Source organism: Kitasatospora phosalacinea (genome assembly GCF_030268885.1).
GTDB classification, from domain to species: domain Bacteria; phylum Actinomycetota; class Actinomycetes; order Streptomycetales; family Streptomycetaceae; genus Kitasatospora; species Kitasatospora phosalacinea_C.
The window spans coordinates 74,831-89,246 of record NZ_BSSA01000035.1 but is presented as its reverse complement, the minus strand read 5'-3'; the positions used below and the strand labels follow the sequence as shown (position 1 = coordinate 89,246).

At 72.2% G+C, this 14,416-nt stretch carries 15 protein-coding genes; 9 read left to right on the top strand and 6 right to left on the bottom strand.

Annotation, left to right across the window (positions count from 1 at the left end; all coding sequences use genetic code 11):
- The first annotated feature begins 727 nt into the window (after window positions 1-727).
- From QSK52_RS33985 to QSK52_RS33965, 5 genes are all read left to right on the top strand, one after another.
- Window positions 728-3,400 carry a Helicase associated domain protein gene (locus QSK52_RS33985; protein WP_435053433.1) on the top strand — a complete coding sequence of 891 codons (2,673 nt, stop codon included), beginning with the start codon at window positions 728-730 and terminating at the stop codon, window positions 3,398-3,400.
- Complete coding sequence (locus tag QSK52_RS33980; RefSeq protein ID WP_285740099.1) at window positions 3,397-3,639, top strand: hypothetical protein; 243 nt, start codon at window positions 3,397-3,399, stop codon at window positions 3,637-3,639. The genes QSK52_RS33985 and QSK52_RS33980 overlap by 4 nt, the downstream gene beginning before the upstream one ends.
- Before the next feature lie 387 nt (window positions 3,640-4,026).
- Complete coding sequence (locus QSK52_RS33975) at window positions 4,027-4,863, top strand: RNA polymerase sigma factor (RefSeq protein ID WP_285740098.1); 837 nt, start codon at window positions 4,027-4,029, stop codon at window positions 4,861-4,863.
- On the top strand, window positions 4,860-5,090 hold the full coding sequence (locus QSK52_RS33970) for a hypothetical protein (protein WP_285740097.1): 231 nt from the start codon (window positions 4,860-4,862) through the stop codon (window positions 5,088-5,090). The genes QSK52_RS33975 and QSK52_RS33970 overlap by 4 nt, the downstream gene beginning before the upstream one ends.
- A 240-nt stretch (window positions 5,091-5,330) precedes the next feature.
- Window positions 5,331-5,864, top strand: coding sequence for a hypothetical protein (locus tag QSK52_RS33965; protein WP_285740096.1), 534 nt, complete (start codon window positions 5,331-5,333; stop codon window positions 5,862-5,864).
- 154 nt (window positions 5,865-6,018) lie between these two features.
- Here QSK52_RS33965 and QSK52_RS33960 read toward each other — a convergent pair whose 3' ends face one another.
- The 5 genes from QSK52_RS33960 to QSK52_RS33940 form a co-directional block, all read right to left on the bottom strand.
- Window positions 6,019-6,228, bottom strand: coding sequence for a hypothetical protein (locus tag QSK52_RS33960; protein ID WP_285740095.1), 210 nt, complete (start codon window positions 6,226-6,228; stop codon window positions 6,019-6,021).
- A gap of 72 nt (window positions 6,229-6,300) precedes the next feature.
- On the bottom strand, window positions 6,301-6,534 hold the full coding sequence (locus QSK52_RS33955; RefSeq protein ID WP_285740094.1) for a hypothetical protein: 234 nt from the start codon (window positions 6,532-6,534) through the stop codon (window positions 6,301-6,303).
- A gap of 478 nt (window positions 6,535-7,012) precedes the next feature.
- Window positions 7,013-8,419 (bottom strand): hypothetical protein, encoded by a 1,407-nt coding sequence (locus QSK52_RS33950; RefSeq protein ID WP_285740093.1) that lies wholly within the window; start codon window positions 8,417-8,419, stop codon window positions 7,013-7,015.
- 249 nt (window positions 8,420-8,668) lie between these two features.
- A complete protein-coding gene (locus QSK52_RS33945) occupies window positions 8,669-8,956 on the bottom strand; it encodes a hypothetical protein (RefSeq protein ID WP_285740092.1) in 288 nt (95 codons plus the stop codon).
- 8 nt (window positions 8,957-8,964) lie between these two features.
- On the bottom strand, window positions 8,965-9,111 hold the full coding sequence (locus QSK52_RS33940; protein WP_285740091.1) for a hypothetical protein: 147 nt from the start codon (window positions 9,109-9,111) through the stop codon (window positions 8,965-8,967).
- A 1,205-nt stretch (window positions 9,112-10,316) separates the two neighbouring features.
- On the opposite strand from QSK52_RS33940, the gene QSK52_RS33935 reads away from it, so the two are divergent.
- From QSK52_RS33935 to QSK52_RS33920, 4 genes are all read left to right on the top strand, one after another.
- On the top strand, window positions 10,317-11,288 hold the full coding sequence (locus tag QSK52_RS33935) for a helix-turn-helix transcriptional regulator (RefSeq protein WP_285740090.1): 972 nt from the start codon (window positions 10,317-10,319) through the stop codon (window positions 11,286-11,288).
- Window positions 11,289-11,429: 141 nt separating this feature from the next.
- Window positions 11,430-11,927, top strand: coding sequence for a helicase associated domain-containing protein (locus tag QSK52_RS33930; protein ID WP_285740089.1), 498 nt, complete (start codon window positions 11,430-11,432; stop codon window positions 11,925-11,927).
- Entirely contained in the window at window positions 11,924-12,130 is a 207-nt protein-coding gene (locus QSK52_RS33925; RefSeq protein WP_285740088.1) for a hypothetical protein, read from the top strand. Before QSK52_RS33930 ends, QSK52_RS33925 begins: the two co-directional genes overlap by 4 nt.
- 371 nt (window positions 12,131-12,501) lie before the next feature.
- Window positions 12,502-12,894: an SsgA family sporulation/cell division regulator gene (locus QSK52_RS33920; protein WP_285740087.1), complete on the top strand. Its 393-nt coding sequence runs from the start codon at window positions 12,502-12,504 to the stop codon at window positions 12,892-12,894.
- A 79-nt stretch (window positions 12,895-12,973) separates the two neighbouring features.
- Here the strand turns inward: QSK52_RS33920 and QSK52_RS33915 are convergent, their stop codons facing one another.
- On the bottom strand, window positions 12,974-14,365 hold the full coding sequence (locus QSK52_RS33915; RefSeq protein ID WP_285740086.1) for a hypothetical protein: 1,392 nt from the start codon (window positions 14,363-14,365) through the stop codon (window positions 12,974-12,976).
- Window positions 14,366-14,416 lie beyond the last annotated feature (51 nt).

The following is a 14,416-nucleotide window of genomic DNA, read 5'->3' as shown; positions in this document are numbered from 1 at the left end:
TCCCTAAGCCCGCTTGGCCCCCGCCTTCCCGCGGAGCGGGTCCCTACGGGCCTTCGGCCCTTCGGTTCGCCTCGCGCTTCGCGCGAGGGGGCCGCCCTTCGGGCGGCCTGGACCCGCTCCGCGTGTCCGGCACCGCGGCTTCGCCGCGGTGCGGCCCGCCGCTTCGCTCTGGGCCGGGGCGCGCCTCCGCTTCGCTTCGGCGGCCCGGTCGGCTGAGGTTTGTTCAATTCGCTGGCATGGCTTTCTGGCTGACGGAGGGGCGGCCTGCGGCCGGGCTGACTGGGGCGAGGGGTGCCCGCCGACTGCATGTCGGACCGGCCGGGGTCGACTGGTGTCGGCGGGCACCCCTCGTTCGTCTGCCCCGCCTCCGGTAGATCATGCCGCCCGTCGGACGATCAGGCAGCCTCGCACGTGCTTCACTTGTAGATGTCAGAAGATCTCGCCTGCAGGGTTGTTCCCTTCTGTTTTTTTGCGTTTCTCTGCTGGCCCGTCTGAGGCTCTGCTATTGTGCTGTTCGGTCGCTTTGAATGGGCCTTATTGTCGGCCGATATTCGCTTCGATTTTGACCCGGCCGCGTGCATCAAAACTGACTGCGAGGTTTCCCCGCGTGAGCGTGGATGCCGTTTCGAGAAGGGACGGGGATCAGGACGTGGGGACTTCCGCGGTGGTGGCGGGGCGTCAGGGACGGGCCAGGGGCACCCGGTTGAGGCCGCACCAGGAGGAGGCGGTGGAGGCAATCGTGCGGGCGCTGACGCCCCGTCCGAACCGGGCGGTCCCGGCGGGTCTGCGGGCGACGGTGCAGCTCGCCACCGGCACGGGCAAGTCCTTCGTGGGGGCGGTGGCGGCGCAGCGGTTGGCGCCGCGGGGTGTGGTGATGGTGGTGGTGCCGACGCTGGATCTGCTGACGCAGATGCACGCCTCGTGGGTGGAGGCCGGCCGGGCGGGTGAGGCGCTGGCGGTGTGCTCGCTGGTTCAGGATGAGCTGCCGGAGGGGATGCCGGGGACGACGCATCCGCTGGTTATCGGCTCGTGGATCGACCGGGCGACGGCCTCGGGCAGGCCGCTGACCTTGTACTCGACGTACGCGGCGGCGGGGTCTGTGGAGGACGCCTACGCGGCCTGGCGGGAGCGGGCGGGGCGGGAGCTGGTGCCGCTGGACCTGATGGTCTGTGACGAGGCGCACCGTTCTTCGGGGTCGGCGGAGAAGGCGTGGACGGTGGTGCACGACCAGGAGGCGATCCCGGCGGCCAGGAGGTTGTACATGACGGCGACCCCGCGGGTGTGGCAGCCGCCGAAGCGCCGTCGGCGGGATGAGGAGGAGGGCCAAGAGGTCGGCCAGGACGACGGCCAGGTGATCGAGCAGGACGGCGGCCAGGAGGTCGGCCGGGGCCGTCGCGGGGTGTGGCAGCCGCTCCCGGAGGAGCTGGCCGTTTCCATGGATGACCAGGCGGTTTACGGGCCGCAGGTGTACACGCTGGGTCTTGCGGAGGCGATCGATCGGGGTCTGCTGGCACCGTTCGAGGTGGTGGTGTTGGAGCTGCGGGATCCGGAGACGGACACCGAGGCGGCGGCCGCGCAGCCGGTGCCGTGGGGCGCGGGGGCGGGGGAGGCCGAGGACGGGTCCGAGGACCAGGTGCCGGTGAAGCGGGTCGCGGCGATGCAGGCTGGGCTGCTCAAGGTCGCCGCCGAGCACGGGCTGCAGCGCACCATCACCTTCCACCCGCGGACCCTGGAGGCCCGCTACTTCGCCGAGACGCTGAACCAGACCGCGGAGCGGTTGAGCGGCGAGGACCCGGACGAATTCCCCGAGGAGGTGTGGTCGCAGTGGCTTTCCGGCGAGCACCCGGCGGATTACCGCCGCTACATTCTCGGGGACTTCGGGCGCACCGAGGAGGACGACGGCCTGGCCTACCGCGTGCTCGCGAATTGTCGCGTTCTGGGGGAGGGCGTGGACATGCCGGGGGCGGATTCCATTCTGCTCCAGGGCCGGGGAAGTATGGTCGATATCGTCCAGGCCATAGGGCGTGCCCTTCGGATGAAGCCCGGTGAGGGGAAAGTTGCGCGGATTGTCGTGCCGGTTTTCCTGCGTGCCGGGGAGCCGCCCGGGGACATTATGGAGTCGGATTCCTATGGTCCCCTGGTCAAGGTTTTGACCGCGATCCGATCGCATGATGCCCGGCTTGTGGAGGCGTTGGCGGTGCCGCAGCGCAGCGGGCGGCGGACCACCGGGGCGCGGGCGGAACTGGCTGGTGCGCCTGGTGAGGGTGAGGGCGGCGAGGAGTGGTCGGGGGCGTTCGTGCTGCCGGTGCGGTTCCAGTCCAAGGTGAGTCAGACCGCGTTGGCGCTGTTCGTTGCGACGCAGGTTTTCCGCAGTGAGAGCGTGTATTGGAAGGAGGGGATGGAGCACTGCCGGAAGTGGGTTGAGGCGCACGGCTCGCTTGACGTTCCGTACAACGCGATGGTGGGCGCAAACGGGAATTTCCCGCTCGGGAAGTGGCTGTCGGACCGGCGTCACGAGCGTGCTTCGGGCGACATGCCTGCCTACCGTGTCGTGCTGCTGGATTCTCTGGGCATGATCTGGTCCGTCTCGGACGCGCGGTTCGAGGCCGGGCTGGCGTGGGCGCGGCAGTGGGCCGCGGAGCACCACGGGTCGCTGGCCGCACCGGCGCGGGCCTCCATCGGCGGGTACGCGATCGGCACCTGGCTGGTCGAGCTGCGGGCGCAGGCCGAGGTGCCCGCGGGCGAGTCGGGGGCGCTGCCGGAGGCGCGCAGGCGGGCGTTGGAGGCGATCGATCCGTGGTGGGCGCCCTCGTGGCCGATCACCTGGCAGCGCTCGTACGCCGCCGCCAGGGCGTGGTGGCTGGCCTGCGACGGAGTGGTGGACTGGCCCGGCCTGCCGGTGGACACCAGCTTCGAGGGCGAGGCGATCGGGCGCTGGGTGCGGGCGCAGCGCGGCGCCTGGGCCAGCCTGGCCGAGGAGCAGCGGGAGCTGCTGCTCGCGCTGGGCATCGAGGAGGACCCCGAGCTGGCGGCGGAGGTGGCGGCGAAGGCGGCGAAGGCGACCCGGCCGGTGCGGGCCCGCGCGGACCGCTTCGCCCAGCACCTTCAGGCCCTGCAGCGGTTCGCGGAGCGGGAGGGGCATGTGCGGGTGCCCAGGCAGCACAAGGAGCCGCTGGAGGTGCCCGCCATGGCCGCAGAGGGGGCGGAGGAGGCCGGGGCTGAGGATGGTGCCGTGGAGGTCGTGCTGCTGGGCCTGGGGGCGTGGCTGTCCAACCAGCGCTCGCGCCGGGCGAAGCTCACCTTCGAGCAGCTCGTCGCGCTCGGCCGGGCCGGGGTCGAGTGGGCGGCCGAGGTGGCCCCGGTTCGGCGGGAGACCGAGGACACGGGGGTGCAGGCGTGAGCGACGGCGGGTTCGGGTCGGGGTCGCACTGCGGCGGGGTGGACTGCGGGGGCGGGCACCGGCTGCCTCCTCCGTGGCCGGAGTGGCAGCGGCGAGTGCAGTCGGGCGGCCGGTGCGCGGACAAGGACGGCGGCCTGGTCGCCGAGGAGCGGCCGCGCTTGTTCGGCCGGCGGGACGCGGACGAGCGGGCGCGGGATGCCTACCGCGACGAGTACGGGGGCCCGGCGCTGGACTGGTAGCGGTGCGGGGAGTGCAGCGGCGGGGCCGTCACCGGCTGGTGGCGGCCCCGCCGCTTTGCCGTGCGGGGTCCAGGGCTCGCCCGTGGGGTGCTGAGCGGCCGTCAGCGGGCTGTACGGGACTGGGCCGAAGGCAGGGCGGCGATACGTGGCGTTGAGCGCGCCAGGTTCAGGCCGTGGTTCGGGCAGCGGCACCCGCTGGCCGTACGCCGCTCGGCAAATTTTTTGGGGTGATACCACCTCAAAAATTTTTTCTCAGGACTTTCGAAGTAGGAGTGACCGATCGACAACTACCGACCCACAGAAGGGAGCAAGTACAACAAGCTGTCTCTCCGAGGCTGGTTAACAAGGAACCGCGCGAGGCCCGGTGAGCGAGACCAGGAGTTTTGTATGTCTGACATGATCGAGGTCTACCTCGACGACCTCGTCGACGCCGCCCTGCCGGTGTCCCGGGGGGAGCGGGTCCAGGCCGACGCCGCCCGCGTGGAGCGGCTGAAGCTGAAGGAGTTCTGCGGCCCGGAGCTTGAGGTCCTGAAGGACGAGCTGTGCCGCGAGGCGATGCCGATCCTCAGCGGCATGCTGCGCAGCGGCAAGCTGTTCAAGGAGTGCCAGGAGCGCTTCGCCCGCAAGGGGATCGTGCTCTGGGTGCACCCGGACGACGTCCGGCAGCTGCACCGCAGCCAGGAGGACCGCGACGAGATCGTCGTCGACACCCTGGTGAAGGCCCTGCCGGTCTTCTGCCGGAAGGCTCTCGTGGAGGGCGGTTGGGATCCCGACCACCGGGGCCCGCGGGGCGCCGCGTGCCTGACCACCTACTTCATCAGCAGGTGCATCTGGGAGTTCCGCTCCGCCTACGTGCGTTGGGCCCGGGCGCGGATGAAGACGGCGAAGCTGGAGGCCGAGCTGTACCGTGACGAGGTCCTGCAGCGGCTCCTGACCGCGTCGGACTACCTCTCCGGGGTCGAAGCCCGGCGCCTCACCGACGCCTTCCGCAAGCTCGTCGACGAGCAGCCGCCGGCGACCCAGGCCGTGGTCCGGATGACCCTGGAGGGCTACCGGGTGAGCGAGATCGCGGACAAGCTCGGCGTCAACCGCAGCGCGGTCAGCATGCGGCTGAACCGCTTCCGGACTTTCCTCTACCAGGCCGCCCGCGAGCGCCGTCTGTGGATCCCCGCGCAGCTGCACTCCACCGCCCTCACCGCGGCCGCCGAGCGGGGTGCCGCGTGAACCAGCGCTCCGTCTTCTTCTTGATCGCTGTGACGTTGGCGGTCCTGATCGGCGTCGTGGCCGGGATCATCGCGTCCGCCACCGTCCCGGCCCCGGCCAACCCGGCCGACCCCCTCTGCGTGCAGGAGGCCCGGCAGGCCGCCCTCAAGCGCGCCGGTGCGGTCTTTCTCGCCACCGTGACGTTGGAGCTCGTCGCGTTGGGGATGCTCATGGACGTCCTGTCCTGATCCGTCCCGGCTGCTGAGCACGGGTCGCAAGCAAAGAGTTGAAGGGCCGTCACCCTGCGGGGGGCGGCCCTCACACTGTCGGTCGGAAGGAGGCGTCGGAGCTTGTTTGCCGCCCTGCCGCCCGCAGCTTAGGTGTGCAGAGCGGTGAGTCGACATGGTCCCGCCCGTTCCGGGTGCAGGGCGGTGGCCGCGCGGGCCGGAGTGGGAGAGAATCCGGCGACGACCGACTGGGGGATGTTCATGGCACACCGTCCGCTGCTGATGCTGGACGTCGACGGGCCGATAGCCCCGTTCGACCGCTTCCTGCGCCCCTGGGGCTACCGGACCCACCGGGTGCCCTCGCAGACGTGGAGGCAGCGGCAGCTCGACAAGGGCGTGAGCGACCCGAAGCCGCTGCGGGTCTGGCTGAACCCCGCCCACGGGCCGTCCCTACTCGCCCTGCCGTACGACCTGGTGTGGGCGACCGCCTGGCGGCACGAGGCGGACGAGCACCTGGCGCCGCTTCTCGGCCTGCCCAAACTCCCCTACGTGAACTGGGAGTCGATGAACCACAAGGACCCGGACGGGCTGCACTGGAAGACCCGGCAGCTGGTCTGCTGGGCCGACCGGCAGCCCTTCGCCTGGGTGGACGACGAGATCGGCCCCCAGGACACCGAGTGGATCGCAGCCAACCACCCGGGCCCGGCACTCACCCTGAAGATCGACCCTCGGTACGGGCTGCAACCGGAGCACTTCACCCAACTGACGGAGTGGGCCGAGGAGATCGCCCGTTGAAGCCGTGCGGCTGAACCCGACACCCGATGCCCGACGAACGCCGAGCAGTACCGCCGCGGCTGTCGCGAACCGGCCGGGCACGAAGGGCCGGGCCCGGCACCCACAGCACCCACGGCCCCGGCACGACAGCACCCGCCCAGGCCCGCCAGACTGGTCAGCTTTGCCGTTCGGGGTCAAAGAAGGCCAGGCCAACAGCGGCGAGCGGGCGCCGCACCGGGGCGGGGGCCGGGGCGCTCTCGGTGGGCGCCTCGCGAAAGTCGGCGCCCTGCTCGATCGGCAGCAGTCGGCGCCCACCGGTCCGCGCGGGGGTGTCGGTGACGGGCTCGGAGAAGGCGGGCACGGAGAGGGAACGGCGGGCGGTCATGATCACAGTCTGGCAGTCCGGCCGGGCTGACCGACGTGCCCTCCCACCGCTGTCCCAGCCTCGGCACCTCGGTCAGATCGCCCGGGAAATCGGCAGGTCCGCCTCATTGGAGGCGTGACGTCCATGGCCGGGCTCGCACTGGCCCAGCTCGCGCAGTTGCTCCTCGCCCACCCCGTCGGCCACGGCCTCAGCAAGGGCCGCATCCAGCTCACGGCGGGTACGGGCATGCTCGGCGATGGCCCGCTCGACGCGCTCCAGAGAACTCGCTGTCCTGCGCTTGGGGCTGGTGATCACCTTGAGATTCATGCGACTCGCGTGCCCCCGACCGCCCCCGGGCATGCACGCCAACAACCAGTGGCACGGACGTCCACGGCCACTGCACCGGCACCCCGGCATCCCGGCATCCCGGCACACCCACCCGACAGGCTCCCACGGCCCTCGCCGAGCCCCTACGACAGCACCCCTACCGGGAAACAACCGGGCAACAGCCCGACCGTCCGGGAGAGGCACCACCGCGACCTGCCGCTGCTCCTGCTTCTGCTGCCGCCCGCATCCGCTCCGTCCCGTCAGGTGCCCTCCGGCTGCCGGGCTCCCTGCCACCGCGGTCATCGCCCGGGCCGGGACCCACTTGCCCTGGTGGCACCGCGGTCGCGGACGGCTCCCGTGGTGGTGGGGCCGTTCGGCCCGTCCGGCACGGGAGCCGCGGTAGGGCTCTGTCCCGGCAGCGGGCCGGGCTGCCGGGAGAGGCCCGACGCGGTGGGCGTCGGGCCTCTCCCGGGTGGTGTCACTGGCCGACGGTGCCCCACGGGTAGGCGGGGGACCAGGAGCCGGCGGAGTAGTTGCCGTCCTTCTCGGTGATCTGTCCGTTGGAGGTCATCGTGAACAGGTGGAGTTCGTTGCCGGTCATGGAGGTGGAGATGCTCACGATGTCGCTGTCCGACCACGGGGTCCAGGAGGACCAGGAGCCGTTGGAGTAGTCGCCGTCGCGTTCGTTGAGCGCGCCGTTCTCCGCTTCGAAGAGGTGGACCTGCGAGTCGTGGGAGGCGAGCGAGAGGGTCTTGACGTTGGTGCGGTCCCACGGGACCCAGGAGGACCAGTTGTGGGTGTCGTAGTTGCCGTCCCGCTCGAACAGCTGGCCGCCGCCGCCGGAGGCGAAGAGGTGGACGGTGTTGCCGGTCGAGGCGGCCGTCACCGCGGAGATGCTGCTGGTGTCGCTCCACTGGTTCCACGCCGACCAGGAGCCGTTGGAGTAGTCGCCGTCGCGTTCGAAGATCTGGCCGTTCTCGACGGTGAACAGGTGGACGGTGTTGCCGGTCGAGGCGATCGTCAGTGCCTGGACTCCGGTGCGGTCCCACGGGACCCAGGAGGACCAGCTGTGGGTGTCGTAGTTGCCGTCCCGCTCGAACAGCTGGCCGTTGGAGACCGCGAAGAGGTGCACGGTGTTGCCGGTCGAAGAAGCCGCCACCGCGGTGACGTTGGTCAGGTCCAGCCACGGGGTCCAGGAGGACCAGGACCGGGCAGCGTAGTCGCCGTCCCGCTCGTAGATCCTGCCGTCCGCGCCGGCCACGAAGAGGTGGACCTGGTTGGTGTTGGTCACCGCCTGGGCGATGCGGTTGGGCCCGGACGCGCCTCCGGTCGAGCCGTCGACGATCTTGTTGTAGCGGTAGGCCTTGTAGTCGCCGTTGGGGTGGGAGTCGAAGGTGGCGGCGTTGATGGAGACGCCGGTGACGTGCTTCACGGGGGTGGAGCCGAAGGAGTAGTAGGAGAAGGTGGTGTGGGCGGTGTCGTCCCACTTCTCGAACAGGATGACGTGGTCGTAGAAGCTGTTGAGGATGTCGCCGGCCTTGAGGTTGCTGCGGGAGATCTCGGTGGCCACGCCCGGCAGGGTCTGGGTGCTCAGACTGGAGCCCAGGTGCCAGGCCATGGAGACGTAGCCGGAGCAGTCGGTGCGGTACGCCCGGCCGGAGGAGTCGGTGTAGGTGCCGTTCTGGTTGTAGGGGATCGACTTGCCGAGCCAGTACTGGGCCCGGGCGATGACCTCGCTGCGGCTGATCTGGCCGTCCACGGCGGACGTGGCGTGGGCCGTGGTCGCGGTGGCGACCGTGAGAGCGGTGGTGGCGACCGCACCGGAGGCGGCGACGGCGGCGGCCAGGGCGGCGCGGACGAGCTTGGAGCTGCGGGAAGAAGACATGACGGGGTTCCTCTCGAAACGGTTCGGGTGGCGAAGCGGCGTGCCGGGCACGCGGGAGGGCCAGACGGTGCTGGTGGACGGCTGTCCTGCAGGAACAGCGGTCGGCGTACCAAGGCAGGCAGAGGTTGCGGTCGGTGGCGGCGCGCCAGACGCCGGTGACGATGTGTCAGGTGGCGGCGGGCGGGTGACGCGGAGCGGCGGAGTGGCCGAGTGGCCGAGGGCGCGGGGCCGTCTACCGGTGGCCGGTGCTCAGCGCACGGGCGGGTGGTAGCGGCTCTTCAGCAGCGGCGAGTTGTGGTGGCCGCGGGCGATGAGGGCGTGCGCGGTGTCGACGGCGCCGGAGGGGCCGTCGGTGTGCTGGGGGGTCAGGAGGTAGAGCAGGAGGTGGATGCGGTCGCTCTCGCTGCGGGCGGTGATGTGCTGCAGCGCCTCATCGGGCAGGGCGTGGGCCCACAGGATCTCGACGACCGCTCTCGCCTCGCCGGGCAAGGCGTCTTCGGGTTCTTTGCGCCGCAGGCTGGCGTAGACGATGTCCACCGGCGGGCTCAGCCCCAGCCGAGGCTGTCTCCGGCCACGGTCACGGTGCCGGCCGCAGCCGTAGGGGTGAGCGCGGTGGCAAGGGTGGGGGCGGCGAACAGGGCGGTGAGGGCGAGAGCGGTGACCGCGGCGGCCTTGGCCAGGTGAGCGCGCATTTCGGTGGATCTCCTCAACAGCAGTGGAAGACGGGGGAAGTCCCGGTCGGGCGTCCCGCGGTCGACGCCCTCTCCGGTGAGCCGCCCGGTCGGTTCTCCCTGGCGGCGATCACTAGCTTCGCCCGCCACCGCCCCGGCCCGGAAGGGGTCCCGGGCGGCGTGAACCGGCCTGACCGACACAAGCCACGCCCCGCCCCGCCCCCTGTGGGGGGCAGCCGGCGCCCTCGGCGCCGGCGTCCGCGCACCGAAGCCCGGCGCCCGTCGCCCGGCACCGCACGGCACCGGCCGCGGAAGTGCGGGACCGCCAGGACACGGTCCTCGGAAGTGGGGGCGTGGCGGGCACCGCGCCGTGGCGACAGAACCCGGGCACCTACCGGCAGCGCGCGGCAGGCGGACACTGCGCCGAGGACCGGCTGCACCGCCCGGGGCGGCCTCGGCCGGATCCTGCGGCCCCGGGCGGTGTGGCCGGTCCCGGTCGCCACGGGGCGAGGGGCCCCTCGGACCGGTCTGGCGGGACGTCAGCACCCGCCCGGCGGCGTGCCCGTGGCGTGGACGGCTCCTCGCGGACCGAAGCCGCCGAGAGCCCCAACCGCGCGGGCTCGCGCAGGCTGCAGGCCTCCTGTCGCCGGCAGGCGCCGTCCGGGCGGAGTCGGCACGCGGGTTCGCCGGCCTGTGAGCGGTCGGCGACATGCGACGTTCTTCCGGATTCATAGGATTCGGTATCGGCAACGCGTCCACACCTTTTGGCTACGCATACACAACATCCCGCCTCGGCACGGCTCTTCTTGCGGCGGCCGCCGCCTCCTCTTTAATCTCAGGCAGGCGCTCGAAGGAAAACCGAGGAGAGCGGAGGAAATAGATCGCGGGGGCGGCGGCGCTCCGGCAAACCCGCACCGGTCCCGGCCGGACACCCACGAACGGCCGCGCACACGCCGGTATTCCAGCTATGCAGGGCAGCACGACCGGCTTGCCGCGCTCCGGTCACGGCCAGGCCGGACGCGCGGACAGCACGCACCGCACCGAGCACGCACCTCACCGCACCGCACCAGGCGGCAGAGAAGCACAACAACGGAGCGCCCGCCAGAACATCCGAGCAATTCCATCGGAGATCGCCCCCGCAGGCCAAACAAAGGCCCAGGAACATCTCCTCGGCAGTGCGTGCGGAGCATCCCGAACCGACAAGGCAAGAATTCCGGGGGGAAATCATGCTGGAGGCACTCGGCCTCTCGTCCGCGGCCTGCCGCGTCTACCAGGCGATGCTCGACCGCCCGGCAGAGGGCATCGACGCCCTCGCGGCCCACTGCTGCCTGACGGCCGCTCAGGTCCACGACAGCCTGGACGAACTCGGCGCACTCATGCTGGTGCGCCCCTCCGCGGAGCACCCCGACCGGATGCTCGCCGTCGACCCCTCACTCGGGCTGGCCGACATCGTCGCCCGCCAGGAGGCCGAACTCGCCGCCCGGCAGGCCGCCGTCGCCGCCTCCCGCGCCGCCGTCGCCCGCATGGTCGCCGACCGCGCCGAGCACCGCAGCGCCCACGGCGAACGCCTGCTCGGCATCGACGCCATCCAACACCGCCTCCAGCAGATGGGCCGCACCGCCACCCGCGAGGTCCTCAGCAGCCAGCCCGGCGTCCAGCGCCCCGCCGACCTCGACGCCTCCCGTCCCGCCGACACCGAAGCCCTCGCCCGCGGCATCGCCATCCGCACCCTCTACCAGGACGCCAACCGCCACCAGCCCCACGCCGCCCGCTACGCGCACTGGCTCCTCGACCAAGGCGGCGAAGTCCGCACCGCCCCCACCATCCCCCAACGCGTCGTCATCGTCGACCGCACCCAGGCCCTGGTGCCCATCGACCCCGACGACACCCGCAAAGGCGCCCTGCACGTCACCGAACCCGGCATCCTCGCCGCCCTGACCGACCTCTACGAACAAGCCTGGAACACCGCCGTCCCCCTCGGCGCCACCACCCCCGACGACCCCACCACCGGCCTGTCCCCCACCGAACGCGAACTGCTGCGCCTGCTCGGAAACGGCCTCACCGACGACGCCGCGGGCCAGCGCCTGGGCATCTCCATCCGCACCGTCGGCCGCCACATGGCCTCCATCATGGAACGCCTCGGCGCCGCCAGCCGCTTCGAAGCCGGCATCAAAGCCGCCCAACACGGCTGGCTCTGACCCCACCCCGCGCACCGTGGCGGCGCCCCCGAGCAGCGGGCGGCACTGGCGGAGATCGACTCCTGGTGGACCCCGCGCCCGCCGATCACCTGCCAGCGCACCTACACCGCCGCCAGGATGTGATGGCTGGAGAGCGACGGGGTGGTGGACTGGCCCGCCCTGCCCATCGACACCGACTTCGAGGGTGAGGCGATCGGGCACTGGGTGCGGGCGCAGCGCGGCGCCTGGGCGCAGCTCGCCGAGGAGCAGCAGGACCTGTTGCTGGCGCTGGGCATCGAGGAGGACCAGGAGCCGGCCGCCGAGGCCGCCGCGAAGGCGGAGCGGGCGGCCCGACCGGTGCGGGCCCGCGCGGACCGCTTCGCGCAGCACCTGGAGGCCCTGCGGCGCTTCGCGGAGCGTGAGGGGCACGTGCGGGTGCCCCGAGCCCACAAGGAGCCGCTGGAGGTGCCCTCGGGGGCCGAGGACGACGGGGTGGAGACGGTGCTGCTGGGCCTGGGGGCGTGGCTGTCCAACCAGCGCAACCGCCGGGCGAAGTTGACGGCGCAGCAGCTCGTCGCGCTCGGCCGGGCCGGGATCGAGTGGGCTGCCGAGCTGGCCCCAGTGCGGCGCGAGACCGAAGAGGCGGGCGCGGCGCGGTGACGGTGGCATGGAACGCGGAGTGGTACTGCGGGGAGTGCGGCAGCTCGGGGCAGGAGCGGGTGCAGTCGGGCAGCCGGTGCACCAACAAGGTCGGCGGCCTGGCCGCCGAGGAGCAGCCGTTCCTGTTCGGCCGGCGGGACGCGGACGAGCGGGCCAGGGACGCCTGGCGCGACGAGTACGGGGGCCCGGCGCTGGACTGGTAGCGGCGCGGGGAGCGAGCGGCGGTGGCCCGCCACCAACCGGTGGCGGGCCACCGCCGTCGTGGGGTAGCTGCGGGCCGGTCGGAGAACTGCTGCCCGGTGTCATCCCGGGACCGGCATGCACCCGATCGTGTGGCTCCAGCAGGCCTGGCGGCAGGCGCATACCCCCTCTTCCACGTGCGGGAAAGGACCGCAAGCGTCAACCCAGCACCCCCCACCGCACCGGCCCGGCCCCTGCCCCGGGCCGGGCGCGGCGGGGCGGGCGTAGCGTGGTCGGCTTCCACCGGCCGTGCGGGTGCCGTGCGGCTGGTCGGCGTGCGCGGAACCGGTCGTGGAACGGGGTGGTTGTGGTGGGTGGTTGGGCGGTGCGGTCGGTGTGGGTGCGGTTCCCGGAGAGCTCCATCCCGGGTCTGGAGGTGGGTGCGGAGTTGCGCTACGACTGCGGGGACCCGTTCGCGGTGTGCCTGGCCTTTCCCACCGCGAACGCGCCTACGGAGTGGTACTTCTGCCGGGGCCTGCTGGATGCCGGCCGCCACCGGGACACCGGCCTCGGCGACGTCAGCGTCTGCCCCGGCGGGGACGGCACCGTGGTCGTCACCCTGCGCAGCGCCCACGGCTGCACTCCCGTGGCCCTCCCCGCGGGCAGCGTCCACGCGTTCCTCGCCGACGCCTACGCCCTGGTCCCCGCCGGCACCGAACACCTCCACCTCGATGTGGACATCGCTCTGACCCGCCTCCTGGCCCCGCCCCCGCGCGAGGACGCGTGAACGGGGCCTTGGAGGGCGGTGGGGGTGTTCAGGGCGGAGGGGCCCAGCGCCGCCCCGGGAAGGACGCGGCCACGTGGGGTCAGTAGGTGAAGCTGAGCTGGCGGCCGTCGACGAGGGGGTTCTTGATGTCCGGGGCCGGGCTTCCGGCGGGCTGGTCGTCGGAGGCGACGTTGTACGTCGTGCCGGGGGTCAGGCGCATGGCGATCTTGGTCTCCCTGCGGACCCGGGTCGACGTCAAGGTGATGCCCTTCCAGACGACGGCCTTGTCGGTGGGGTAGACGGCGTAGGTGCCGGCGTCGTCCTTGAGCCACAGGTAGAGGTCGACGGCCGTGGGCCGGTCCGCCTGCATGTAGGCGATCATGTAGACGTCGTCCCCTGAGCGCCTGTAGCAGACGTCCGCCCAGCTGTGGAGGCGGTCGGTGTGGCCCGGCACCGCTCCCCGGCAGTGCTCGCCGGTGTCACCGGGAGCCAGGGCCGAGGACCCCGCCGAGGCCGACGGGCCGGGCGCCAGGGAAGCGGAAGCCGGCCGCGACGGCGACGGGCGCGCGGAGTCCTCGGGCGAGGCCGACGAGGACGCGGTCGCGCCCGAGGGACCGGGCAGGGACGCGGCCTGGCCGGGTTCGGAGGGATCGGCCGGGCCGGTCGCAGCGGGCGGCAGGGTGTCGGCGGAGTCGGCCTTCGAGGCCATCGCGTACCAGGAAGCGCACGCCACGACGACCACCGCCGCCACGGCCGCGCCCCACTGCAGCACCCCGCGCCGGACGGAACGGGGACGCGCACCGCCCACGGCCGGCTGCTGCGGGGGGACGGCGGGGAGCAGTCCGGCCGTGGGGGGCGCCGCAGGCGGCACGGTCGGCACGGACAGCGGCGGCAGGTCCAGGTCCGGAGCGCCTAGGTCGGCGGGTTGGCCGGTCGGCGCCGCGGGGGCGGTGTCCAGGGGGGCCGTACGGGGCCGGCCGGGTGCGGGCTCCGACTCCGGCTCCGGCTCCGGCTCCGGCTCCGGCTCCGGCTCCGGCTCCGGGGGCAGTGTCCGGGAGGGATCGCGGTCTCCGGACGGGACGGGCTGTTGCACCGGGGCGGCAGCGATGCGGGCGGCAGCGCGGGCGAGGGCCTGACCTGCTCCCTGCTTCCAACGGGGGTTCTGCTTGAGGCCGGTGTACGCCTGATCGATCCTGTTCCCGAGATCGATCAGGTCCTTCGCGTCCTGCCCGGTGAGCTCCAGGCGTGCCGCGATCGCCCGGGTCTGCGCGGCTGTCGGCAGAGCCCGTCCCGTGGCCAGGATCCGGCGCCCCTTCTTCCAGGCGTCCACCTTCGTGGGGGACGCCTTCACGCCGTCCGCTTGGAGGGCGATCCGGGCGTCCGTCCATTTCTTGGCCTTGAGCCGAGCCCAGACACGGTTCCTCCAGTCGTCCATGTCATCGGCGAGCGCGAGCACGGCCGCGTCGAAGGCCGGGTCCTCATCGGTTCCCACGGTGTTCGTGACCCCTCCTGTTTCTCCACTGAAACGGTGAAATCGCTGGTC

Bases quoted from the DNA above. Each gene is read 5' to 3' on its own strand.
- QSK52_RS33940 (WP_285740091.1), bottom strand. From the start codon at position 9,111: ATGCGCGCTCACCTGGCCAAGGCCGCCGCGGTCACCGCTCTCGCCCTC.
- QSK52_RS33965 (WP_285740096.1), top strand. From the start codon at position 5,331: ATGGCACACCGTCCGCTGCTGATGCTGGACGTCGACGGGCCGATAGCC.
- QSK52_RS33935 (WP_285740090.1), top strand. From the start codon at position 10,317: ATGCTGGAGGCACTCGGCCTCTCGTCCGCGGCCTGCCGCGTCTACCAG.
- QSK52_RS33955 (WP_285740094.1), bottom strand. From the start codon at position 6,534: ATGAATCTCAAGGTGATCACCAGCCCCAAGCGCAGGACAGCGAGTTCT.
- QSK52_RS33960 (WP_285740095.1), bottom strand. From the start codon at position 6,228: ATGACCGCCCGCCGTTCCCTCTCCGTGCCCGCCTTCTCCGAGCCCGTC.
- QSK52_RS33975 (WP_285740098.1), top strand. From the start codon at position 4,027: ATGTCTGACATGATCGAGGTCTACCTCGACGACCTCGTCGACGCCGCC.
- QSK52_RS33950 (WP_285740093.1), bottom strand. From the start codon at position 8,419: ATGTCTTCTTCCCGCAGCTCCAAGCTCGTCCGCGCCGCCCTGGCCGCC.